Origin of the sequence: Francisella salina, assembly GCF_000219045.1 — a bacterium.
GTDB lineage: Bacteria > Pseudomonadota > Gammaproteobacteria > Francisellales > Francisellaceae > Francisella > Francisella salimarina.
In genome coordinates, this window is record NC_015696.1 from 257,664 (window position 1) to 282,807 (window position 25,144).

Consider the following 25,144-nt stretch of genomic DNA (forward strand, 5'->3'; position numbering starts at 1 on the left):
ATAAAGATTGATTTGTGTTTATTTATTCATTTGATGTGAGGGAAAAAGTTATGAAAGCAGTTGTTAATATTACAAAGCAGTATGGTGCAAATATAGTAGCAGCCATGCCTATAAATATAGTCAAAGGGGAAAATGCTTATGTATATGATGGTTTGGGTAAAAAATATATCGATATGGCAACAGGTATTTCATCTGTAAATTTTGGACATAATAACCCTAAAATTTTGTCAGCTCTGTTTGAGCAAGTGAATAAAATTTCAGTTGTGCCAAGACTTTTTCACAATGAGCCTTTGGCAAATTTATTAAAGAAAGCTTGTGAGCTAACAAGTATGGATAAGGCTATAGTTATGAATAGTGGTGCTGAAGCTATAGAGACTGCAATAAAAGTAGCTAGAAAGTGGGGATATGTGAAAAAGCAGATTCCAGATGGTTTGGTAGAGATAATAACTTTTGATAATAGCTTTCATGGTAGAACAATAACGGCAATAGGTACATCATCGAATCATGCGTATAAAGATAAGTTTGGTCCAATGCCTCAAGGTTTTATCTCAATACCTTATAATGACTTAGATGCTCTTGAAAAAGCTATTACAAAAAATACAGCAGCAATAATTATTGAGCCTATCCAAGGTGAGGGTGGAGTGATTATTCCAAATGAGGAGTATTTGTATAAGTGCCAAGAAATTTGCAAAAAGAATAATGTGTTGTTTATTCTAGATGAGATACAAACAGGTATGGGACGTACTGGCAAAAATTTTGCTAAAGAGCATTATGGTTTAGATCCTGATGGGATGACATTGGGGAAATCTTTGGGAGGAGGAGTATTACCTATTTCACTGTTTCTAGGCAAAGAAGATCTTATGGAAGTGTTACACCCTGGTGATCATGGTAGTACTTTTGGAGGAAATCCATTGGCTTCTGCTATAGCGTATAAGGCTCTTAGTATTTTGGATGAAGAATCTTTAGCTGAGAGAGCTGAAGCTTTAGGAAGCTTATTTGTAGATCAGTTAAAAAAAATAAATTCTAAATATATCCAAGAAATAAGAGCAAAAGGTTTATTTATTGCTTTGCAAATATATCCGCAATATTTTGAGAGTTTTTATCAAGAACTTTTAAATCTAGGAATACTTGCTGTAAAAACTAGAAATAATACTATTCGACTTCTACCACCATTGACTATAGGCGAAGAAACTATTTTAGAAGCTGTGAGTATAATAAAAAATCTAAATCTTTGAAAATAAAAAGTTTTCTATGTTCGTTTTTAATTTTTTAATATTTTTGATTGATGATGGAGCAACAAAAATTGTGTCATCACCGGCTACTATACCAATTATTTCAAAGCTATTTTTATTATAGTCTAAAGTCCTTGCTACTAATTGTGCAGCACCTGGTGCAGTATCGATTATAACAATAGCTTCATTTGCATCAATCTTGATAACTAAAGATGAAATATTATCAGTCATTATTGGAGGAGCTGGCTCATTGGGTATTTTATATACTAGAGTACTTTTCTCATTTTTGACTTTAACGGCACCGATTTTTTTGAGCATTCTATTAACTTTTGACTGGCTAGCACTATAGCCTAGGCGCTCCAAAGTATCACAGATATCGTTCTGAGAAGAAAATTCTTTGCTAAGAATGAGCTGTCTTAGATCGTTATAAATATCAGATTTATCCATAAATTTCCCTTATATAAACTAACCACTGTCTTATTTCAGCCTTCGTTATTTTAACGATATTGAGATATCGCAATTATAAGCTTTTCAGAAGAATATATCTATTTTTTGCAAAAATACTAGAATTATTTATTTAGTTTAAGTTTGATAGCTACATAAGCATCACGGAAAGACAGACCTTGTTCTACTAATTTATATACTTCTTCGGTAGCATGCAAGTCAGGGGTCATTGCTTGCTCTAGTTTATCTATATGAACATTCAAATCCTTGATTGTTGAGTTAAATAATAAAGCGGTATCTTCGATTAGAGTTATAGCTTCAAAGAATGGTAGTTTTGTTAGTTGGTAGTCACGATTATAACCACTAGGGACACTATCAATTATAGAAGTGATTTGTTGGAGGTAACCTTGATACAATTTTGCATTGCCTCTCATGATTTCAAATAAATCATAATTACGTTTTTGAGGCATAATTGATGACCCTGTCGTATATGAGTTGTTTAGACTAAAGTAATCAAATTCTGCCATTGTAAATAACATCATATCATTAGCAAATCTTGAGTAGATGCTTATAGGGTTTGAGAATGTTTGTAGTGTCAGCTTTTCAAAATACCCTCTAGAGAATGCGCAATAAATAGGGTTGTCTTGTGTTCTATTAAAGCCAAGCAGTTCGGTAGTATATTCTTTATCATGTTTGAAGTTGTTGATACCAAATCCTGATGCTGATCCTAGGGGGTTTTGGTTAATAACTTTGCTAGTAGCTGATATTAGTAATAGAGTGTCTGCTAGTGCATCAGCAAAAGAACCCAACCAAGTTGCAACCGTAGTTGGCATTGCTTTTTGCATGTGCGTATAGCCAGGCATGGGTATGTTTTTGAATTTACTAGCTTTAGAGCGAAGAGTGTAGATATTCTCTTGAATAGTTTTTTCTAAGAATTGAATCTTATCTATCATGAAAAGACGTAGCATCACTAATGACTGATCATTTCTACTTCTACCTGTGTGTATCTTTTTGCCAACTTCACCATAATGCGTACATAAATACTGTTCAATTGCAGTATGACCATCTTCTTGACCTTGAGTTATTCTAAATTCATTGTTAGATAGGAGCTCTTGTATTTCTTGTAATCCTTTTTTGAGAAGATTAAGTTCATCTTTAGTAATGATTTTCATCTTATAAAGCATTTTTGCATGAGCTAAACTAGCTTGTAGATCGTATTTTAATAGTTTCTGATCAAGTATATGGTCCTGACCTACAGTATATTTTTCAACTATAGGTAAGAGCTTATCTGTTTCTGTTTGCCAAAGTTTTTTGCTCATAATATTACTTCCTATTTTTCGTTATTGAATATGCTGTACGTTGAGCTAAGCTGTGAAGTTCTATAAATCCAGCAGAAGCATTATGATTAAATAAATCGCCACCAGCTTCAAAAGTTGCTAACTCAGGTTTTAGCATAGAAAATGGTGATTCGACTGCTACTACTTCTATATTACCTTTATATAAAGATACAGTCACTTTTCCTGTTACTTTTTTATTTTGCTCTTCGATAAATGCAAGAATATTATTCATAACAGGGTTATACCATTCAGCAGCATAAGCAAGGTAAGCCCATTTGTTGTCCATAAATGTTTTTAGCTCATTTTCCTGACGGGTAGAAACAAGTTGCTCAAGCTTTTTGTGAGCAGCTATTATAATGCTAGCACCTGGGTTTTCATAAATACCTCTAACTTTTAGACCAATCAATCTATCTTCAATAAGGTTAAATACCCCAACACCATGTTCGCCACCTATTTTATTAGATTGCATTATTAGCTCTCCTAAAGGCATAGCTTTTCCATTTAGCTTGATTGGTATACCTTCGACAAACTCTAGGGTAACATTTTGTGGTTTATCAAGAGCATTTTCGGGAGTCTTACACCATTGTAAAATTGCCTCTTTAGGAGCAATTAAATTTGAATGTTCTATTTCGCCACCTTCTGCGGTATTACCCCACATATTTTCATCATAAGAGTAAGGTTTATCTTTTTGTTGCTTAACTGGAATACCATGTTTTTCAGCGTATTCTAATTCTTGTTCTCTACCCATTCCCCATTCTCTAACAGGAGCAATTGTTTTTATATTTTCATCTAATGTTGTTAGATAGCTTTCAAAACGAACTTGATCATTACCTTTGCCTGTACAACCATGAGCAACAACTTGACAATCATATTTCTTAGCTACTTCAACAGCTATCTCTGAAATAATAACTCTGCCAAGAGGAGTTGAAAGAGCATAGCCACCTTGATAATCAGCATTTGCTTTAATAGCTTTGCTTATAACCTCATCTGCAAAACGATTTTTGGCATCATACACCACAGCATCTATAGCACCTAAGCTGATAGCTTTTTGTTTTATTTGTTCTAGATTATCAGCAACTTGACCAATATTTATAGTTAAAGCAACAACTTCAACATCATATTCTTCTTGAATCCACTTGAGCATAACTGATGTATCAAGCCCACCTGAGTATAGCAGAAGACAACGTTTGAAATCACCTTTTTTTGCTTCATGACTTGCGACTTTTTGATATGAGATTGACATTTTTACTACCAGTTGTTTATTTGAATATTTATTCATATTATCAAATTAATATTCGATATCAAGGATTTTATTGCGTATAATTTGAATAAATATTTACATGGTTGAGATTTTATTTATATCCTATGTACACAGCTATAATTATCATAATAGAGCTTAAAGTCATTAGATATAGATAGAATTTAAAGATGAATTTTAGCCATAACCCATAAGGTATTCTTGCAACACCAAGTACAGCCATAAGTGTAGCTGATGTAGGCATTAAGCAATGTGTCCAGCCATCACCAAGTTGGAATGCTAAGACAGCAATTTGCCTACTTAGGCCCGTTAGGTCTGCTAATGGCGACATAATTGGCATGGTAAGAGCTGCTTGGCCTGAGCCAGATGTAACAAAGAAGTTAAATATTGATTGGAAGAAAAACATCCCTATAGCAGATACATATTCATTGGTACCTGATATAGCTTCTGAAGCATAGTGTAATACGGTGTTTAGCATAGTGTAATCTTGGGGGTTAGAGCCTCCCATAAGATATATCAGACCATAAGCAAAACCAATAATTAAACAAACAGGTAAAAGATCTTTGGCACCATTTTTGAAAGCATCAATAACAATGCTTAAGTTCATACCATTTACTTTACCAACTATAGCAAACAGCCCAGTTAATAGTCCTAGTATTGTAAAAAGTGTCGCAATTTCGGGGATATAATAGCCTAGTTCTACTACGCCATACACTAGCCATATTATCGTAGCGATAAAACTCAAGAGTATTAACCATGAATAGATACACATTTTTTGTGTTTGTTCTAAAGTATGGTCATCAGAGTTTCTATAGAAATTATCATAAATATACATAGGTGAGGATTGAGGTTTCTTTTGTATTTTTAGTGCATAGATGATTGCAAAAAAACTTATAGATAGAGTAAATACAAACCACATAATAATTCTAAAAAGGCTACCTGATAATATTGGAATTTCTGCAATTCCTTGAACAATACTAACTGAGAAAGGATTCATCCAAGAAGTTGCAAACCCTATTTGAGTCGCTAAGTAGATAACCACAGTGCAAGTCAGAGCGTCAAACCCAATAAGTACAAAAATTGGCACAAGCAACATTATAAAAGGAATGGTTTCCTCTCCCATACCAAATACAGCGCCGCCTAAAGAAAAAATAAAACATAAAACAGGCAGTAGGATGATTTTGTTATTTTGGAATTTATTTACTACTCTAAGAATTGATTGGTCAATAACTTTTGTTTTAAGAAGAACTCCGAAAGAGCCTCCTATAATTAATAAGAAAGCTATAATTGCAACAGCGCCACCATCTTTTGATCCTGAGGTTATACCATTGTATATAAAATTAGTAAAACCTCGACTTTGACTATTTTCAGTTGCAAAGACTTTGACAGGAGATGTTTCTGGATTGCCTTGAGAATCTAATTTATATTGAAAGCTATCAGCAACTAATACATTTCTAGAATATGTTTGGCCATCTGAAGAGTATTGGATTTTTTTTACATCAAATTTACCAACTGGTATGAAATAGCTTGTGATTGCTACGAGGATTGCGATACAGAATAGTATCACTAAAGTATCAGGCATTTGTATTTTTTTCATAGGGATATAGGTGATAGCAATTTATTTGTACATTAAGAGTATCAGTATTTCATAAATAAATTTTTGAAATTTTTTATAAAAATTAATATAAAAAATATATAGATATATATATATTGATAATATTCTATTATTTAATGGTGTTGTGAAAAACTAGAATGTCAAAATATTTTATAGCAGAAGTATATTTATTAAAGTAGTATTTAGTAGATGATAAGGGAGTTAATGTTGGTTACGTATATTCTACTGAGCACTTCAAACGAAGATTTATAAATTATTATAAATTAATTAAAAATATATCATTTTTCACCGTTTTTATTCTTATTTTTGTTTATGCAATACTATTGGTGCAGGTATTAAGCCTGAATTTTTGAAACAATATAGATAAGGAGCTTATCATGAAACTTAAAAAACTAACAATATTAACGGGGTTAGCATTATTAGCTAGTTCTGAAGCATATTCGCATGGATGGGTTACAGCACCAGCTAGTCGAGTTGATTTGTGTGATAGGGGTATAAACAAGGGTTGTGGAAATAGAGCAATTTATGAACCACAATCAATGGAGTATGGAGATGGTAGATTTCAAAATGGCAAAATGGATGGCGAAATCGGTGGGTCTGGAGTTAGTGGTTATGAACTAATGAATGAACAGAGTTCAAGTAGGTGGGCAAAAGTTGTAGTTAGATCTGGCCCAACAAAATTTACATGGAAATTCACGGCCCCTCACGTCACTACCGATCTATCATCTTTTCGATTTTATATAACAAAACAAAACTGGAATCCTAATGAGCCTTTAAAGAGGGATGAATTTGAGACACAACCTCTAAACTGTTACAATCCAGAACCTTATTTTGCAGGCAAGTCACAACCAAATAATCCTCAGTCACTTACTTGTGATTTACCTGATAGATCTGGTTATCAAGTTATTTTTGCTGAGTGGGATGTTGGGGATACAGGTGCAAGTTTTGGTAATGTAATAGATGTTGATTTTACTAATGAACATCCAGCTGGAACAGTTATCTTACCTGACGGAGATGCTGATAACGGAGGTGGTACTGATAACGGAGGTGGTACTGATAACGGAGGTGGTACTGATAACGGAGGTGGTACTGATAACGGAGGCAGCACTGGTGGACCTCAAGAGTATGATCCAAATAGCAGCTATCCAGATCCAGGCACAGAAGTTATTTATGAAGGTAAAATTTATGCTAACAAATGGTGGGTACAACCAGGAGTGGTCCCGGGAGCTACTCAATGGGGCCCATGGGAATATATTAGAGATCATGAACCAACAAACCCATCAGATAAATTCCCAGTTGAAATGAACACTTTTACAATTAACGAGGAAAATGTTCGTGAAGGAGATAGAGTAATTTTACAAGTCTCTAAAGATGGGGTGATGAAAGAGTATGAACTTGTAACAGTTCCTAGAGGTATGACTAGAAATCAGTTAATTAAACAAATGACTGATAAAATTAATCAAATCAGCTCTCAAGAACTTAATGATAGCATTATCGCTGGAGTCAAAAATAATAATGGTGAGGTTGTACCAAATGATGAGATGGTAAGCATTTATCAAGTTTCGGCTAAGCCATATAGTGATACGAGTTTCCAATATTATCAAGGAAATAATCATGTTAAAAATGAACTTCATTTAATGGACTTCAAAGATCAATATGATTTAGATTTAAATGGAACGGTTAATATAACTGCTAAGATTATGTCTCATGCTTCTGATAAAACAAATGTTTTCGTAACATTGCAAGATAGCAATGGTAAAGCAGTCTATGATAAGAGAGATATACAATTATCTCCTATGGAAACATATAGCTTATCGTTAACAGTAAACAACTTACAGCCTGGTGAATATGATCTTATAGTTGGTAGTATTCTTCAAGGGGCGCCAACTTGGCAAAAAGATAAGAAAATTAAGCTTGTTGATCCAAACCAAGATGGAGATGAAGCTACAGGAAACTGGATTTCTAACAAGCTTTATACTAAAGGTGATAGGGTAGAAGTTAATGGAGTAACATACGAAGCTCAATGGTGGACTAAAGGAAATAACCCTACACAATCAGGAAAATGGGGTGTATGGAGAGTGGTTGATGGTCAAGATCAGGGTAGTGATGATCCAAGCCAAAATGGAGATAATCCTACAGTTTTAGGAGTTTGGGATTCTAATACTGTCTATACTAAAGGAGACCAAGTAACTTATAAGGGTCAAGAATATACTGCTAAATGGTGGACTCGAGGTAATAAGCCATCTAAAAGCAGAGCTTGGGAAAAAGTATAATAAATCCTAACTTAGCTTATCTTAAGTGATAAGTTGAGTATCTGAATAATATAAATATAAATCTCATACAAATCTTAAATAATCTCTGTTCAAAGTAAAAGTACTGCAAATTAAATGTTTGATAGTTTTACTAGGTTAAAATAAGTGAAAATCAAATGTTGTTGATTTAATGTCTTGAATCTTGATTTTTTATAAAACACAGATGCTGAAGATGTTTGTATTTTAGTTACCATAGATTTTTTCTTTTTAGTTTAGGTTTAGAAGAATCACTCGGTATTGATAATAAATTTGTAAAGTTAAACAAACTAGTAGACTTTGAAGAGTCTCGTGAAAGTATGTGTAAGCCTTGTTTAAAGCTGTCAATTCAATGGTTTGATTAATAATATAAGTCAAAAAAATACAACAAGTCTCTTTACTCAAAAGGCTTTTATTGCGGTTACTGTTAATTATTAATAATAAAGATAACTAACGATAATTTTAGCAACTAGAACTAATTGTTGTTTATTTGAGCATTTTAGTTTTTTACAAAGTGTCATCATTGTTGTCTCTATCGAACGACTAGATTTATTTAGTTGAAGAGCAATCTCTTTAGCAGTATTTCCAGTAGCTATTAATTTTAAATATGATAAGTTTAGAGGAGTCAAATTATAAGTATTTATAATTTCAGTCTCTATTTCTCCAAAAGAATCTTTATAGAAAGTAGCATTAAGTTCTTTTACTTCAAAAGTTTTTTCTAGAAAAATTGACTGGTACATTAAAGAGATAACAGAATCAAGCCTTTTTCTAAGAGCAATTTTTGACTTAGTATCTAAACTGTTATAAAAATCTCTACCAATTTCAAATGAGAAGTAGTCATATATATTTTGAAAGTGTTTGCAATTATATATTGACAATAAATGTTTGTTTTCTAGTGCATAAGTATTATTAGGATTTAAAGTATAATAATCTATCACGCCTTCAAAATCAGAAGTGTATGATACAGTTACCTTGTCATATTGCCATAAACCACTATGACTGTAATTTAATGAGGCATTAACGTTAATATTACTTGTAACTGTTTGAAATTTATTATCATCAATGATTCTAATCCATGATAAGTTTGTAACTTGATCTAATTTTAACAAAGACAAGAAAGCTATAAGTTTTTCTCTATAAGCTATAGAGTCACTAATAACTAAGTTTACATCATCTGTAGTGAGTCTATATAAAGAATTAAATTCTATTTCGCATGACTTCTTTTTAAAATTCATTTAACCAGTCTTAATTAGGTTATATATATAAATAATAACTTTTCTCACTTGAAATATAAATATTTTTTCAATGTGCAAGCTTTGTTAATGATGATGTGCTTTAACGTTCTAAAAGCTATTAATTTAATGGTTTAGCTAAGATTGGTGTATCTATTGTTAGCAAAGGGTATATTAAGCTTATCAAAACAAACTATTTGCTAGATTCTGTGGCTAGGTACATTCGATTACGCTCAGTAATCACTTGACGGAATGACGTACTACATTTATATGGTTTTAGCTATATAGGTGTTTTGAACATTAGATAGTTACTAAATTGAAGTTAATCTGATGATAAAGCATTTTCAAATAGCAACGATCTCACAAAAATGCTATAATCAGGTTCCATGATTTTTTATATTTTCATGTGTTCAAATGAATCCAAATACTAAAATTATTTTTGTAACAGGTGGCGTTGTATCGTCGTTGGGTAAAGGTGTAACGGCAGCTTCTTTAGCTACTCTTTTAGAAAGTCGTGGCTTAAATGTAACTATGATGAAGCTCGACCCATATATAAATGTTGATCCAGGGACAATGAGCCCATTACAGCATGGTGAAGTTTTTGTAACTGAAGATGGGGCAGAGACTGATCTTGATTTAGGTCACTATGAGCGTTTTATTCGTAATAAAATGACTCAAGCAAGCAACTTTACAACTGGTAAGGTTTACCAAAGTGTTTTAAGAAGGGAGCGTAAGGGCGACTATCTCGGTGCTACTATACAAGTAATACCTCACATCACAGATGAAATAAAAAGACGAGTATGTGAAGGGATTGCTGAGGATGTCGATGTGGCAATTGTTGAAATTGGTGGAACTGTTGGTGATATAGAGTCTCAGCCATTTTTAGAAGCAATACGACAGCTAAGAATTGAGCTTGGTAGAAATAGGACATTATTTGTACATCTGACTCTGCTCCCATATATAAAAGTAGCTGGAGAGTTGAAGACAAAGCCAACGCAGCATTCAGTTAAAGAATTACGAGGAATTGGAATTCAAGCTGATATGTTAGTTTGTCGCTGTGAGAAAAAGTTTGATGAAAGTGAGAAGCGTAAAATTGCTCTTTTTACGAATGTTGATCAAGATTGTATATTCACAGCTGAAGATGTTGATACTATTTATGAAGTGCCACTTAAATATAATCATCAAGGTTTTGATGCTAAGTTGGTTGAACTATTAAACCTTAACACAAAAGAAGCAGATCTATCTGAGTGGCAAAATGTTGTAAGTACCATTAGAAATGTCAAAGGTGAAGTAACTGTCGCAATGGTAGGTAAGTATGTATCTCTTACAGAAGCATATAAGTCTCTTAACGAAGCCCTTTATAATGCAGGTTATAAAAGAGGTGTTAAAGTGAAAATAAAATTTGTTGACTCTGAAGAGGTTAATGATACTAACGTAGAGTCATTCTTTAACGATGCTGATGCTATTTTAGTACCTGGTGGTTTCGGTAGCAGAGGTGTTGAGGGTAAAATAGTCTCTATTAGGTATGCTCGAGAAAATCAAATTCCTTTTTTGGGTATTTGTTTGGGGATGCAGTTAGCAGTTGTGGAGTATGCTAGAAATGTATTGGGTATACAAGATGCACATTCAAGTGAATTAGATCCATCAACCTCTAATCCAGTTATAGGTTTAATAACAGAGTGGCAAGCAGAGGATGGTACTATACACCAAAGAACTCATGAGTCAGATCTAGGTGGTACAATGCGTCTAGGTGGGTATAAATGTGTGTTAAAAGCAGGTTCCCGTGCTAGAGAAATTTATCAGGCAGATGAGGTAATTGAAAGACACCGTCATAGATATGAAGTAAATAATAATTATGTTGATCGTTTAGAAAGTGCGGGTCTGATTTTCTCAGGAAGATCTGAAGATGATAAGTTAATGGAGCTAATAGAAATTTCTGAACACAAATGGTTTATAGCTTGCCAAGCTCATCCAGAATTTACATCTACTCCTAGATATGGGCATAAATTATTTGAATCATACATTCAAGCAGCTGTCGAAAAATCTAATAAATAATCCCTAGTTTTGAAATTTTGTCAATAAAAGTGATATAATCTGAATTAACTAAGAATTGGAGAATTAATTAAATGAGTAATCAAAGAACTTTATCTATTATTAAACCTGATGCTGTAGAAAAGAATATAATCGGAGAAATTTACAGACGTTTTGAGAAGTCTGGTTTGAAAGTTGTTGCAGCTAAAATGAAACATTTGTCAAAAACAGAGGCCGAAGGCTTCTATGCAGTGCATAAAGACAGACCGTTTTTTAGCGCTCTTGTAGAGTTTATGGTTTCAGGTCCTGTGATGATACAGGTATTAGAAGGTGAAAATGCGATAGCTAAGAATCGTGAGTTGATGGGTGCTACAAACCCTAAAGAAGCAGATGCTGGAACAATTAGAGCTGATTTTGCTGATAGCATTGATGCTAATGCTGTGCACGGTTCAGATGCTCCAGAAACAGCAGCACAAGAAATTAAGTATTTCTTTAGTGATATAGAGATTGTTGGCTAAGCCGGTCTATATCGAATAATACCTAGGAGGAGATTGATAATGAGTTGGTTAACTAGAGTAATTGGTAGAAGTCTTGGTTTAGAAGCACAGAAAAAAGATATGCCTACAGGAGTTTGGAGTCAGTGTCCAAGTTGTGGAGTAACGTTGTACTCTGAAGAGTTAAGCAATAATAAGTCAGTGTGTCCAAACTGTAATTATCATTACAGAATATCTGCTAGACACAGACTAAACTTATTCTTCGATAGAGAGAGTACAAAAGAGCATTTTGCTAATATATCTCCTGTGGATATGCTTAAATTCAAAGATACTAAGTCTTATAAAGATAGACTTTCTCAAGCACAGAAAAAAACTGAAGAACAAGATGCATTGGTAGTGATGGAAGGAACTGTGAAAGGATTCCCAGTAGTTGCTGCAGCATTTAACTTTATGTTCTTGGGTGGTTCTATGGGTTCTGTTGTAGGTGAAAAATTTACTAGAGGTGTTAAGCTTGCTATCGAGAAAAAAGTTCCTTTTGTATGCTTCACAGCAAGTGGTGGAGCTAGAATGCAAGAGTCATTATTCTCATTGATGCAAATGGCAAAAACTAGTGCTGCTTTACAGAAATTGGCAGAAGCTAAGCTACCATACTTAGTTGTACTGACAGATCCTACTACAGGTGGTGTGTCTGCGTCTCTAGCTATGCTTGGTGATGTACATCTTGCTGAGCCAAAAGCTCTGATAGGTTTTGCTGGACCTAGAGTGATTGAACAGACAGTAAGAGAAAAATTACCTGAAGGATTCCAAAGAAGTGAGTTTTTGGTAGAGAAAGGCATGGTAGATATGATCGTTGATCGTAGAAACTTAAGAGAAGAAGTTGCAAAGTTAATAGATAAGCTTATGCCTAACTTGACTAAAATTAATCATTCTCAATCTCTAGAATATAAATCTGAACAGCAAGTATAGTCCTAAATTAAAAATGAGCATTGAAGTCAAAATAGATAAAATAATGGCTAAGCCAGATGCTCGTAACTGTGATCTTTTAGATCTGTTACTTATTCTTGATAGATTTAACTTTACCAAAAAGTTTAAAGTAATAACAATTGCGGGGACAAATGGTAAAGGTACTACAGTAGCTATGTTAGAAGAGCTATTAGTGTCGAATAACAAGCAGGTGTTAAGTCATACATCTCCGCATGTTTTTAAATTTAATGAAAGAATATCTCTAAATAAGAAATCGATTCCAGATAATGTTTTATTAGAGCTATTAGAAAGATTAGATGAGATAACTCCTGAATATCGACTATCTTATTATCAAATAGCTTTTTTGTGTGCTTGTATGTATTCTCAGAAGGTTGCTATTGATTATCTGATTTTAGAAGTCGGTATAGGTGGTCGTTTAGATGCAGCAAATATAATAGATGCTGACATTACAGCTATTACTAATATTGATTTTGATCACTGTGAAGTTCTTGGTGATACGTTAGATAAAATTGGACATGAAAAGGCTGGTATAGCTAGGGCAGGAGTACCTTTGTTCTTAGGAACAAAAATGCCTGATAGTGTTTATAAATATGCAGAAGCTTGTGGTGCAATAATTTATGAAGAAAATCATGAGTATAGTTCTAGTGAGTGCTTTATACATAGTTATAATATTGCCGTAAGTATAGCTAATTATCTTTTTAATAAGTTGTTGATATCTTATATTCCAAATTTAGAAGAGATAAGAGCTAAAGCAAGATTTTCAATATTAAAAAATAATAGTTTCAATAATAGTTATGTTGTTGTTGATGTTGCACATAATCCAGCTTCCGTGAGGCACCTATTTGAGCTTTTAGATGCAAAATTTGGCAATAATAATGTCAGGTATGAGGCGGTATTTGGGGTTTTAGCAAGTAAGGATCTACATGAGATACTAAATATAGCAAGAGACCGTATACAGAAGTGGGATATTGTGGATCTTAAATATTTAGATGGTCGAGCGGCTGATTTAGACAAAATAAAGCAAGAGTTTGAATCACAAAAAATTGTGCGAGTTGATTTTAACACAGACCTGGGTAGTATATATTTGTCAAAAAAAGATACGGTAACAGTTGTTTTTGGATCATTTGTATTAGCTGGAGAGTTTATAAAGCAGTATGAAAAGTATAATAGTGAAAAGTGAAAAGCAGATGTTTGAGTTTACTCAAGAGTATGCTAAAAAACTTCAAGCAGGTCAGATTATATATTTACATGGGGACTTGGGTGCTGGCAAAACTACTTTTGTAAAAGGAGTGCTTAAGTCTTTGGGCTATAAAGGTAATGTTAAAAGTCCAACTTATACGTTGGTTGAGAGTTATGAGTTTGATAATTTTAATATTTATCATTTTGACTTGTACAGGTTGGCAGACCCTGAAGAACTTGAATGGATAGGTGTTAGAGACTATTTCAATAATGATTCAATCTGTTTTGTTGAGTGGCCAGAAAAAGGTAAAGGGTTCCTGCCAAAAAACAGTACTGATATATATATAAAATATTTACCTAATGGTAGGCAAATAGATTTTTGTTAAAAATCTCTATAAATATGGTATGAAAGTATATTATACTGTTAAAAATATTTTGTATTTATATTATTTGTCTGTGGGAGAGAAGGATGAAAGTTAGGTTTATAATCACCTTTTTATCAGTTATGTTCTTTGGTTCATCATACGCAACTTTAAAAGAGTGTTATAAAGATGGTGTTGATCAAGAGTATGAAAGAGTCTTAGAATCATGTAAGCCATATCTTAAAACTGATGCTAGAGCTACAGGGCTTTTGGCAGAAGCAAATGTTCAACTTGATATGAGTGATAAAAATGCTTTAGGTTATGCTCTTTGGGCTGCTGATTTCTATGAGAAAAATGGTGCCCCAACTGATCCTGAAGGAGTTAGGTCTTATTCATATTTGGTATATTTGATTGGTGAGTTATATTTCTTTGGAGCAGATGGTATTGAGGTTGATCAACCTAAAGGGATTGAATATATAACCAAGGCTGCGAATTTGGGCTATGATATTGCACAAAATCAACTAGGTAACTTATATGTAAGAAATGATAAAGTACCAGGTATGAATGTTGCTAAGGCTTATAAGTGGTATAAGCTTGCTATAGCTAATGGTAGTTTAGAAGCTAGAGGAGCTTATTTAATTAACAATCAGCAAAAATTTATCCAAGAGTATCCATACTGTATGTCTTTGGGTAGAGCTTTTATCGCAGATGCTTATTTAAATGGAGCTGGTGGACTTCCTCAGAGTCCTGAGTATGCTATCAAATGGTACCAAAAAGCATATGATTTAGACCATTCAGCTGAGATTGAAGCTGGATTGGCTGAAGTATACTACAAAGAGTATAAGAATATTAATCATGGTAAGCATGCATTTAAGCATGCAGGAATGGCTCAAGCACTTATCGCGAAAAATGATAAGCAACGAGCATATAAGTACGCACGTGAAGCTATAATGCAACCGTATGCTCCAGCATTTGTTATTATGGCAGAATTGACTGATAATAAAGTCGCTAAGTATGCTTATTTGTCAGAAGCTATCAAATTATATAATAATCCGTTGTTTGGTTTCTGGCGTCAGTTTAATCCTTACTGTATGCCAGATCTTTCTGATAAGCGAGGGCTGAAGAAAGCTGAGCAGGAGTTAGCTAAAATAAAGCTCACAGCAGAAGAGAAAGAATTAGCTGTTAAAGAGCAGGAGAGTTTAGAAGTATATTGGAATCCAAATGTTCAGTCTAAACAAGAAGGGCAAAAGCAAGAATCTTCTGAGGTTCAGCAGCAAGTTAGTGAAAAAACACAAGTAGAGTCAAATTAATCTTAATGAGTATCTCTGTGACTTGAGAAAATGAAAAAGTTCTTCTCAAATAGTTTAATTGTATCTGTATTCTTATTTTTATCGAAATTATTAGGTTTTGTTAGAGATTTATTATTAGCTAGTTTTTTTGGTAGTGGATCAGCTTTACAAGCGTTTTTGGTAGCTTTTAGGTTTCCTGAATTCATGCGCAAGGTTACGTCATCTGGTGTTTTGACACAAATAATTAATCCATATTTAAATGGTAATACTAATGATAGAAACAGAAAGTTTATTATAACTGTACTTTATTTCATAGCTTTATTGTTATTGGTTTTGACTATTGTAGCAATAGTCTTTAGTAATGTTTGGGTGGAAATATATGCATATGGCCTGGTTGATGATAGAAGTGTTTTGAGCTTAGTCAAAAGCATGTTTGTGATCATGATCCCGTACTTGTTGTTCAATGGGGTTATGGGAGTGATATCGGCTATCTTAAATAGTTATAGTAAATATCTAATATCGTCAATCTTACCAATTGTACTAAATATTTTAATGATAGTGGGTATAATTATCTCACCAATGTTTAATATTCCTATCTTTAGTGTTGCTTATGCGGTTCTCTTAGCAGGGATTATCCAAGTTATCATTGGAGGGTATAGTCTTAAAAGACTAATGGGTAAGGTTAAGCTTAATCAAGATGTGTTTTTGGTTAAAGATCTCAGGTCAAGAACATTCTTAAAAAAACTTCCTTCAGCATTTTTCGGAACAGCAATATTACAAATAAATGGATTGATAGAAACATTTTTTGCATCTTTTTTGCTATCTGGAAGCTTGGCGTGGCTATATTATGCAGATAGAGTTAATCAATTTTTATATGGAGTTTTTGGGACAGCTATAGCAACGGTTATGATTCCGTACCTGATTAACTATAAGAGAAACCAGCAGAAATTTTTCCAGACATTAAGCTTTATTATGAGGTTTACTTTAATAATAACAGTTCCTGCCGTTATAGGTCTATTTATATTGGCTAAGCCTATCGTTATTTCACTATTTTTCTATGGTAAGTTTAATTTGCAGGATATCGATTTTACTTATCTGGCTTTGCTTGGTTATTTAGTATCATTGTTTTGTTTTGTAATCGTCAGAGTAGTTGTTTCAGCACTTTACATACAGAATAAAACCTCAATAGTTTTTTATATTAGTTTAATATGTCTAATAATTACTATAGTTGCTGATATGCTAGTTGTGAATTTGTTTGCAAAAGATGATCATGCATTTTTGTATTTAGCGTTGGTAAGTTCCTCTGTTGCATTAATCAATTTGGTTATTCAGATGTGGGTGCTTTGTGATTTTAATATTAGATTATTTGTTGATAGTTATTTAGATTTGATGACAATTTTTAGGATAACAATTGCTAGTATATGTATGGTTTTAGTATTAAAATCATTTAATCTAAGTGATAGTTATTGGATTACTTTATCAATGTTTGATAGACTCAAAAGTATAGCTCTAATAGTGTCTAGTGGTATAATTGCTTATTCTGTAGTTATGATAGTACTGGGAGGTTTTAGATCTTTGAAAGATTTAAAACAGTAATAGTTTTATCAAGCTATCAGGACAAATTTATTTAGGATAAAAATGTACGATTTCAAAAAAATAAATAATCTTAGGGGAATAGAAAGAGAAACTTTGAGAATCACTTGTAGTGGAGTGCTTGCTGATTCGTGCCACCCGTATGCTCTTGGGCATAAACTAACTAATAGTAGTATAACTGTTGATTTTTCGGAGAATCTTCTTGAGTTGATTACTAGACCTCATGAGAGTATAGAAAGTACTTTTTGTGAGCTATATGACCTTTCAGCTTTCACATTAGCGAATATGGCAGATAATGAGATTATACTTAATACTAGTATGCCTCTTTCAGCTGATGAAAGTGAAATAGAAGAGGCTGATTTTGGTAGTTCGAACTCTGGACAGATGAAGAGACTTTATCGCAAGGGATTGTCTGTTCGATATGGTAAGATTATGCAAATAATCTCAGGCATACACTATAATTTCTCTTTTGATAGAAAGCTAATAGAAAATATCGCTAGTGATAAGCAAAGTTCAGTTTCTGATGTTTATTTTGATGTTCTTAATAAATATTTTGAATTTATGTGGTTATTACCATATCTATTTGGAGCTAGTCCAATATGTGCTAAGACTTCTGTTAAAAATAAGCCTAACTACTTGTCAGATTTAGATGATGAGTTTTTTGTTGGCAAATATGCTACAAGCTTGAGAATGAGTGATCTTGGTTATACGAGTCCAGCACAAAAGGATCTGGCTATATCATATAATAACGTTAAATCTTATGTTAAAGATTTGATACATGCGACTGATGATATTTTTGATGATTATAGAAATTTGGGTTTATATGATGCTGAAGGTCAAAGAGTGCAACTAAACGAGAGTATTTTACAGATAGAAAATGAGTACTACAGTGCGATTAGACCTAAGCAGATAGCTAAAAGGTGTGAAAGACCTGCATGTGCATTATATAACCGAGGTGTAGAGTATATTGAGGTTAGAGTTCTTGATGTTGACCCGTTTACTCCAGTTGGAATAAGTAAAAATACAGCTCTTTTCGTTGAAGCAATGTTGATGACTTGTTTGGAGGAAGGCGCAGTAAGATATAGTAAAGAACAAATCAAGCAGGCTAAGCAAAATTTGACTGCTGTGGCAATACAGGGTCGTAATCCACAGCTTAAGCTAAAAAAACTAGGTGATGCTAGAGAAGTCTTATTAAAGGATTATGCATTAGAGTTGTTTGATAAGATTGAAGCAACGGCAGAAAAGATGTCATCTGAGTATCTTGAAGCAGTATATCTAGAAAAGCAAAAGATTTTGGATATTAATAAAACACCATCTTCTAAAATAGTTAAGATTGCAGAGGAGCAAGGATATAAAAAATTTGCATTAAAGGTATCTCAAAAAGCATCTGAAGAGTTCAGAGGCTATGCGCTATCAGCAGATGTTGAGTCTGAACTACAAAGTCAAGTTTCTCAGTCTGAAGTTGCAGAAAAAGAGTTGGTTGCAAATGATAGCATATCTCTAGACGAATATATTAATAGGTATTACGAATCTTCAAAAGGGTGCTGTTAAACTTTGTTTTAATTTGTTATTTCTGTATAAATTGATGGGCATAAAAAAACCAGCTCAAGGCTGGTTTTGATATTGTGATACAAGTGAAGTAAAAAACTATACTTTCTTGATACCACCGAATCTCTTCTTGAACTTATCAACACGTCCAGCTGTATCAACAATTCTTTGCTTACCAGTGTAGAACGGATGACATTGTGAACAGATATCGATGTTCATAGCATCTTTACCAGAAGTTGATTTAGTAACAAAAGTATTTCCACAACTACAAGTTACTTTTACTTCAGTATATTTAGGATGAATTTCTTGTCTCATTTTTATAGTTTCCTTATATTTATAATCTGACATCGCCACTTAGACTATCTCATCTAAGCACCATATCCCTTATTAGAATAGCTCAGAGATTGTAGCTTAAAATATCCACAGTATCAAGCTTAATTCGAAGAAATATACTTCTCTCTACGTACACTCTTAGGTCCAAAACCTGCATTTGTAAGCATCTCATATGATTGATCAATCATATTGGGATTGCCACAAACGTAAACAATATCAGTCTCAGGGTTTAGCCCTATACTTTCAAATTGATTTTGAACATATCCAGAGATCTCATAATCTTTAAGATCTTGAGTTTCTCTACTAAGGCATAACTTAAAGTGAATGTTATCATGCTTTTTTGCAAACTCTATAAAATCATCTTGATAAAGAGCATCTTTGCGATATTGGACTCCTAGTAGTATATGTATTTCAGTGTTGTCAGCCCTTTCTAACAGCTCTGGGAACATTGCTTTGTATGGTACAATACCAGTACCAGTACCAACCAGAACTAATTTATTAATTTCTTCTTCTTTTAGAACAAGTCTACCTGCTGGTCCCATAGCAGGAGCAGTATCACCAATTTTCATATTAAAGAAAGTGTCAGTTGCTACACCGCCTTTTACATAAGTGATACCTATTTCTAGAAGCATATTATCAGAAGGTAGTGAGCCTAAGCTGTAGCTTCTGCGTTTTAGGTTACCTTCCTTATCTGTTAATAGGAATGTAATAAATTGCCCAGCGATAAAGTTAAGAGGTTTACCATCAGTTCTTTTGAATACGAAATGTCTAACATTGTCTGTAATATCTTTAAATGAAACTAGTTCAAGTTCAAATTTTTCCAAAGCCATTTTATTAAAAATTGTCATGTGTATTTATAACAGCAATAATTATATACTCAAAATACCTAGAAATATAGATATCTATCAAATCATATTGTTAGATAATTAGTAAAATACATTAGAACAAATTTATGCATTTAGAGTGCTTTTGTGTATATAATAATTTTATATAGGTAGTAAACTTAAACTTAGAAAATGTATAAAATACTAGTGTTTTTGTTGCTTCTTCCTTGCTTAGGATTGGCAGAAATGACTCAAGCAGATATAGAAAAGATATATACAAAACCAATCGTTCTAGATAGTAGGCACTATACTTTTAATGTTGAGTTACCTGTAGATTCGATAGATGGATATAGATGGTTTCTTATTCCACCAGATTATGATTATATAGATGATAGTGGCTATACCCATGAGAGTGTTAATGTTGAAAAATCAAAATGGGCTGGTATGGATAATTTTAAACTTAAACTCACTAAAAAGTTTAGGAAAGTACCTCATAAAATCATATTACATTTTGAATGTTTTCGACCGTTCGAGGAACATCCTAAGATTTTAACAAAAGATGTGACAGTATTATCACTTTTAGATTAGGAGCATATATGAAGAAAATACTGATGATAATATCTGCGATGTTGGTTGCTTTGAGTGCAACTGCTGCAGATTGTGCTGATAAAAGCTTTACTATAATAAGAGATAAAGCTAAGCAAATGGAGCAAGCCTGGGATGCGGCTGACCTTGATAAAGTTGTATCATTCTATGATGATGATTTTATGTATATGAGTGGAGGTAAAACTTATACAAGTAAAGATGCTGTGTTAAAGCATTATCTTGATGGATTTGCCGCAAATAAAGCTGGCAAAAGAGATATGGGTAAGTTAAAACTTAACTATGAGTATTGTCGAAACCTTGATGAGAATCATCAGTTAGTTATATTAAAGTTTATATGGGATGGTTCTGATGGTAAGGTTGTTACAGGTCACGATTTACTTGTTTGGCAAAAAGATGGTAAAGATAACTATACTATAATAGTAGATTTTCCACAGTCATAGTTTATATAAGGTATAAGAGGAGAAGTTATGTTTTTTTTGATATTTTTGGTAATAGTTTCTGTATTCTTATTGGCTTTTTCAATAAGTATAGTTGAGACTCAGTCAGTAAATGTAATAGAGAGATTTGGTAAGTTTGTTAGAATCCAGCGCGCTGGACTTAATTTTAGAATACCTTTTATTGAAAGAATAGCTGGTAGAGTCAGTTTGAGGGTACAACAGCTTGATATAGTTGCAGAGACCAAAACAAGAGATAATGTATTTGTGCATATGAAAGTTTCTGTACAGTTTCTAGTTGAAGAGACGAAGGCTGTGGATGCTTTTTATAAGCTAACAAATGCCAGAGCGCAGATGGAGTCGTATGTTTTTGATGTGATTAGATCATCACTGCCGCGTATGAGTTTGGATGAGTCTTTTGAAAATAAAGATGCAATAGCACTAGATATTAAAAAAGAGTTATCAGAGGAAATGAGTACTTATGGATATACGATAATTAAGTCATTAGTTGTTGATATTAATCCTGAGGAAAATGTTAAGCGTTCGATGAACGAGATTAATGCTGCGCAAAGACAGCTTGAGGCTACAAAAGCAAAAGCAGAAGCAGAGAAGCTTATCAAAATCAAAGAAGCAGAAGGGCAAAAAGAGTCAATGAAGCTACTTGGTGAAGGTATCGCAGAGCAGCGTAAAGCAATAGCTAGAGGTTTGCGTGTATCGATAGAGGATGTCAAAGAGGGTACTGGAGGAAATATTTCTTCTGAATATATTTCATCTTTAGTAATGATGTATCAATATCTAGATACGTTAGAGAATATGACAAAATCAGGTAAATCAAATGTGATTTTTACTCCAAATTCTCCAAAAGGCTTCAATAATCTAACATCAGAAATGATAAGTGCGTTATCTGCTGTTAAAGATATCTAAACTTTTTGTAACTATATTTCTTGAGAAATTGTGCTATTATAGCACAAGCCTTTTTAGGTAGTTAAATCCCTTATTTATATTTATGATTTTTAGGTTTATAAACGACATGAAAAGAATTTTATGTAGATTATTTATTTGTTTCTTATTACTTATGGAATCAAATTATTCATGGGCACTTATAGGCAAACTAAGTTTGCAGAACGATAATCTGAAGCTCGTAACAAAAGATAGAGAGTATAGTGTACTAGGTAGTTCAAGTGTTTTAAGTGAATCAAAAAGTATGGCTTATCTTGATACGTTGGTATTCATAGATAGTCAAAACCAAATTAATGATAATGCTTTGTATATTAATGATGTCCCGACTGCTATTAGTGGGAGCGAGCGATTGACGGGTGTTTTGGTTAAACGAAGTCATGACCTATATTTAATAGTTGATGATCAAGAGATTCCAGTTAAATTTATAGACGCAGTTGATTTTAGAGGTAATCATTTTGATCAAAAATCCATAGACTACTATCTTAATAAGAAAGTTAATGTTATAGCTGAATTTGATCATGGGGTCCTTTACATATCAGCGATTGTGATTAGTAATGTTTTTGAGAGTATAAATAACCTCTTCCCTTTAGATAGTAACTATAAAAAACTTATCGAAGAGGATTATGTAGAGTTTGTGACAGATACTTTAATGGAAGATGCTCTTAGTAAAAATCTAGAGCCATTTAAGGCTACTTTATTTGATAATGCAAAAGTTAAAAATGGTGATCATGTTTTGATTATTTCTTTGTCGGGTCGTCAAGGCGATGATCTAGTTACAGTTGGAGGACATTTTGTTTTAGGTGAAGCAACTGTTAAACATGGACAGCTCGAGAATTTTAGCTTTTATAATTTTTATACTACTAAGAATAAGAAACTAATGATGCCAGCAAAGGTTTCTTATGAAGATTATTTTGGACATTTATCACAAGGTCAGCAGAACTATAGACCTACGTATACTCTTTTGGTATATGGTGTAGATAAGGATAAAATTAAAAAAATGGCTGAGGTAATAGGTAGAGATTTAGAATATATGCGCACCTCTGGAGATACTGGTGGAATATCTTATGATTGTGTTAATACGGCCTTACATGCCCTATATAAGTCAGAATTTATAGAAAATCCCAACTTTTTGGGATTGGAGAGTTTTTATACCCCTCCAAAAGATTATACAGAAGGAAAATATTCATATTTTAATAATAGCTGGTATTACATTTTGAACACTAAGAGAGTGTTTTTACCAAGGTCTGGTTTTGAATATGTTTTGGAAAATATCGAAACATTTAACCCTAAAAGAGTTGATTTTGTATTTTATAATCAAACACCATCAGGCAGACCTGTTGGTGGGGCACCCATTGCCGGAGTGCTCAAATACTTTAGAATATCACTTCATTCAAATGAGCTTAGTGAGCAAAATACTGTTTATGATATAGCTACTTTTTTAGATGGTTTGGGAATATAGGCTTTATATAGGAAAAAGATACTTACAAAAGCATGTTTAAAATTTCCTGAGTTTTTCTACTTTCTGAAAAAGGCTTTTTAGACACTAAGAAAATGTCAAACCTCTGAGAAGTATATTTTTCAAAAATTTCTACAAGCTCTCCTTTTTGTATTGCATCATCTACACTAAATGATGGGAGGTAAACTATTCCTAGTGAGTTAATTGCCATACTGGTTAATAGTCTAGAGAAAGAGCATTTTTGTTTTAAATTTATGCTATATTCTTTACCAGATATTCCCCAAGTAGATTTGAAGTTTTGATAGTGGTCTAAGCATTGGTAATTTACTAGGTCTTTTGGACTGTTTGGTGTCCCATAACTTTTGAGGAAATCGGGTGAAGCGCATACAACTTTTTTCCATTCTCCTATTTTCTTTGCATAGAAGTCACCATCTGGTAGAGTTCCACAGAAAATAATAGCATCAAAATTTTCATCGTATAATCTATTTAAGTAGTTTCCAATTTTCCACTCAACAAAAACACTTTCATTATTTGTTGTATAAAGCTTTACTTTATCAAGAATTGATTCAAAAAATGAAAAAGGAATGCCTATTTTTAAGTTTCCTATAAATTGGTAATTAGTGTTAAGATCTGTTTTGATTTGATCTTCAATAAGTATAAGCTCTTTGATTCTTGGTAATATATTGATACCTGTTTCGGTTAAAAAAACTGATCTTGTATTTCTGTAAAAGAGAGTGGAGTTGTAATATGTTTCTAGTTCTTTAATTTTTTTAGATACTACTGATATCGATAGGTTTAATTCTTTTGCGGCTTGTCTGAAATTCAGAGTATGTGCGAGTTTATCAAAAATTTTATAGTGTAAAATTTCTATTTTCATTGATTCTTTTTTGATATCAGTGTTTCTATATTTTGATTATTAATATCATATAAGAATCATTGTAATATTTCTATGTTAATTTGAAACATGAATAATTAGGATAAAAAATGATATTGATAAATGTTGAATATAAGAAGAGTTTGGATGTTGTAGATAAGTATAGACAGTCACACATGAATTATCTTTCAAAGTTTTATGATGATGGGTTGATTTTGGCATCAGGCCCTTATAATAACCGCTCCGGAGGGTTCATCATTTCAGTAATGGATCTTGAGTCAGCAAAAGAATATGTTAGAAATGATCCTTTTTATCTAAATGACATAGGTGATTTTGATATTAAGGATTTTATACCTACTAAATCATCACTAGGTTTTAGGAATTTAATTAATGGTGAAAACTTTAGTAAAGATGGTAGAGAATTATTTAATCAGTTACATGGTAAACATGCTGGAGAACAGTTGATTAAAGCTTTATCGAAAATAGCCCCAGATTTCTCAAAGTTAACTTTTGATTTTGCATTTGAAAGTATTTTTGCTAGAGATACTGAGATGTCTATGCTGACAAAAGAATTAATTACAATTGCTGTATGTTGTGCAATAGGTGACTGCCAAGCACAAGTGCAGTCGCATCTAGAAGCTGCTATTAATCTTGGTGCTTCTAAAGATATGATAGTTGAAACTTTACTATTAGTATCTCCATTTGCAGGATTTCCTAGAGTTGCAAAGAGCTTACTTGCGATAGATTTGGGTTAAATAAGTTAGGAGTATT

At 32.9% G+C, this 25,144-nt stretch carries 23 protein-coding genes; 15 read left to right on the forward strand and 8 right to left on the reverse strand.

Annotated elements, in window-relative coordinates; translation table 11 throughout:
• Positions 1-50: 50 nt before the first annotated feature.
• Positions 51-1,235 (forward strand): ornithine--oxo-acid transaminase, encoded by a 1,185-nt coding sequence (gene rocD / locus F7308_RS01310; protein ID WP_013922046.1) that lies wholly within the window; start codon positions 51-53, stop codon positions 1,233-1,235.
• Here rocD and F7308_RS01315 read toward each other — a convergent pair.
• The 4 genes from F7308_RS01315 to yfcC form a co-directional block, all read right to left on the reverse strand.
• Entirely contained in the window at positions 1,224-1,679 is a 456-nt protein-coding gene (locus F7308_RS01315; RefSeq protein ID WP_013922047.1) for an arginine repressor, read from the reverse strand. The two genes, rocD and F7308_RS01315, sit on opposite strands and share 12 nt — an antisense overlap.
• 122 nt (positions 1,680-1,801) lie before the next feature.
• The gene (gene argH / locus F7308_RS01320) at positions 1,802-2,995 is read right to left on the reverse strand and encodes an argininosuccinate lyase (protein ID WP_013922048.1); all 1,194 of its coding nucleotides are present in this window, start codon (positions 2,993-2,995) and stop codon (positions 1,802-1,804) included.
• A gap of 4 nt (positions 2,996-2,999) precedes the next feature.
• Positions 3,000-4,292 (reverse strand): argininosuccinate synthase, encoded by a 1,293-nt coding sequence (locus tag F7308_RS01325; protein ID WP_232215352.1) that lies wholly within the window; start codon positions 4,290-4,292, stop codon positions 3,000-3,002.
• Positions 4,293-4,365: 73 nt separating this feature from the next.
• Entirely contained in the window at positions 4,366-5,853 is a 1,488-nt protein-coding gene (yfcC, locus tag F7308_RS01330; RefSeq protein WP_408610312.1) for a putative basic amino acid antiporter YfcC, read from the reverse strand.
• A 410-nt stretch (positions 5,854-6,263) separates the two neighbouring features.
• Here yfcC and F7308_RS09975 point away from each other — a divergent pair, with 410 nt between their 5' ends.
• Complete coding sequence (locus F7308_RS09975) at positions 6,264-8,159, forward strand: lytic polysaccharide monooxygenase (RefSeq protein WP_013922051.1); 1,896 nt, start codon at positions 6,264-6,266, stop codon at positions 8,157-8,159.
• Positions 8,160-8,608: 449 nt separating this feature from the next.
• Here the strand turns inward: F7308_RS09975 and F7308_RS01340 are convergent, their stop codons facing one another.
• Positions 8,609-9,409 (reverse strand): helix-turn-helix domain-containing protein, encoded by an 801-nt coding sequence (locus tag F7308_RS01340; RefSeq protein WP_013922053.1) that lies wholly within the window; start codon positions 9,407-9,409, stop codon positions 8,609-8,611.
• A 411-nt stretch (positions 9,410-9,820) separates the two neighbouring features.
• On the opposite strand from F7308_RS01340, the gene F7308_RS01345 reads away from it, so the two are divergent.
• The 8 genes from F7308_RS01345 to gshA all read left to right on the forward strand — a co-directional run bounded on the left by F7308_RS01345 (position 9,821) and on the right by gshA (position 18,889).
• The gene (locus F7308_RS01345; RefSeq protein ID WP_013922054.1) at positions 9,821-11,461 is read left to right on the forward strand and encodes a CTP synthase; all 1,641 of its coding nucleotides are present in this window, start codon (positions 9,821-9,823) and stop codon (positions 11,459-11,461) included.
• 71 nt (positions 11,462-11,532) lie between these two features.
• Positions 11,533-11,955, forward strand: coding sequence for a nucleoside-diphosphate kinase (gene ndk, locus F7308_RS01350; RefSeq protein WP_013922055.1), 423 nt, complete (start codon positions 11,533-11,535; stop codon positions 11,953-11,955).
• A 39-nt stretch (positions 11,956-11,994) separates the two neighbouring features.
• Entirely contained in the window at positions 11,995-12,897 is a 903-nt protein-coding gene (gene accD, locus F7308_RS01355) for an acetyl-CoA carboxylase, carboxyltransferase subunit beta (protein WP_013922056.1), read from the forward strand.
• Between the two features lie 13 nt (positions 12,898-12,910).
• Positions 12,911-14,095, forward strand: a complete 1,185-nt coding sequence (locus tag F7308_RS01360) for a bifunctional folylpolyglutamate synthase/dihydrofolate synthase (protein WP_013922057.1) — start codon at positions 12,911-12,913, stop codon at positions 14,093-14,095.
• Positions 14,070-14,480: a tRNA (adenosine(37)-N6)-threonylcarbamoyltransferase complex ATPase subunit type 1 TsaE gene (tsaE, locus tag F7308_RS01365; RefSeq protein WP_041263577.1), complete on the forward strand. Its 411-nt coding sequence runs from the start codon at positions 14,070-14,072 to the stop codon at positions 14,478-14,480. Before F7308_RS01360 ends, tsaE begins: the two co-directional genes overlap by 26 nt.
• Before the next feature lie 83 nt (positions 14,481-14,563).
• Positions 14,564-15,766: a tetratricopeptide repeat protein gene (locus F7308_RS01370; protein ID WP_013922059.1), complete on the forward strand. Its 1,203-nt coding sequence runs from the start codon at positions 14,564-14,566 to the stop codon at positions 15,764-15,766.
• Between the two features lie 30 nt (positions 15,767-15,796).
• Positions 15,797-17,341, forward strand: a complete 1,545-nt coding sequence (gene murJ / locus F7308_RS01375; protein WP_013922060.1) for a murein biosynthesis integral membrane protein MurJ — start codon at positions 15,797-15,799, stop codon at positions 17,339-17,341.
• Between the two features lie 42 nt (positions 17,342-17,383).
• Complete coding sequence (gshA, locus tag F7308_RS01380) at positions 17,384-18,889, forward strand: glutamate--cysteine ligase (protein WP_013922061.1); 1,506 nt, start codon at positions 17,384-17,386, stop codon at positions 18,887-18,889.
• A 96-nt stretch (positions 18,890-18,985) separates the two neighbouring features.
• Here the strand turns inward: gshA and rpmE are convergent, their stop codons facing one another.
• Together rpmE and F7308_RS01390 are read right to left on the reverse strand one after the other, a co-directional pair.
• Entirely contained in the window at positions 18,986-19,201 is a 216-nt protein-coding gene (gene rpmE, locus F7308_RS01385; protein ID WP_013922062.1) for a 50S ribosomal protein L31, read from the reverse strand.
• Positions 19,202-19,320: 119 nt separating this feature from the next.
• On the reverse strand, positions 19,321-20,049 hold the full coding sequence (locus F7308_RS01390; protein WP_041263877.1) for a ferredoxin--NADP reductase: 729 nt from the start codon (positions 20,047-20,049) through the stop codon (positions 19,321-19,323).
• Positions 20,050-20,235: 186 nt separating this feature from the next.
• Between F7308_RS01390 and F7308_RS01395 the strand changes: the two genes are divergently transcribed.
• The 4 genes from F7308_RS01395 (at position 20,236) to F7308_RS01410 (ending at position 23,502) form a co-directional block, all read left to right on the forward strand.
• Entirely contained in the window at positions 20,236-20,631 is a 396-nt protein-coding gene (locus F7308_RS01395) for a hypothetical protein (RefSeq protein WP_041263578.1), read from the forward strand.
• Positions 20,632-20,639: 8 nt separating this feature from the next.
• Positions 20,640-21,089: a nuclear transport factor 2 family protein gene (locus tag F7308_RS01400; RefSeq protein ID WP_013922065.1), complete on the forward strand. Its 450-nt coding sequence runs from the start codon at positions 20,640-20,642 to the stop codon at positions 21,087-21,089.
• A gap of 27 nt (positions 21,090-21,116) precedes the next feature.
• On the forward strand, positions 21,117-22,007 hold the full coding sequence (locus F7308_RS01405) for an SPFH domain-containing protein (RefSeq protein ID WP_013922066.1): 891 nt from the start codon (positions 21,117-21,119) through the stop codon (positions 22,005-22,007).
• A gap of 106 nt (positions 22,008-22,113) precedes the next feature.
• Positions 22,114-23,502: a hypothetical protein gene (locus F7308_RS01410; protein WP_013922067.1), complete on the forward strand. Its 1,389-nt coding sequence runs from the start codon at positions 22,114-22,116 to the stop codon at positions 23,500-23,502.
• Between the two features lie 22 nt (positions 23,503-23,524).
• Here F7308_RS01410 and F7308_RS01415 read toward each other — a convergent pair whose 3' ends face one another.
• Positions 23,525-24,376, reverse strand: a complete 852-nt coding sequence (locus F7308_RS01415; RefSeq protein ID WP_013922068.1) for a LysR family transcriptional regulator — start codon at positions 24,374-24,376, stop codon at positions 23,525-23,527.
• Between the two features lie 107 nt (positions 24,377-24,483).
• Here F7308_RS01415 and F7308_RS01420 point away from each other — a divergent pair, with 107 nt between their 5' ends.
• Positions 24,484-25,128 carry a carboxymuconolactone decarboxylase family protein gene (locus tag F7308_RS01420; protein ID WP_013922069.1) on the forward strand — a complete coding sequence of 215 codons (645 nt, stop codon included), beginning with the start codon at positions 24,484-24,486 and terminating at the stop codon, positions 25,126-25,128.
• Positions 25,129-25,144: the final 16 nt, after the last annotated feature.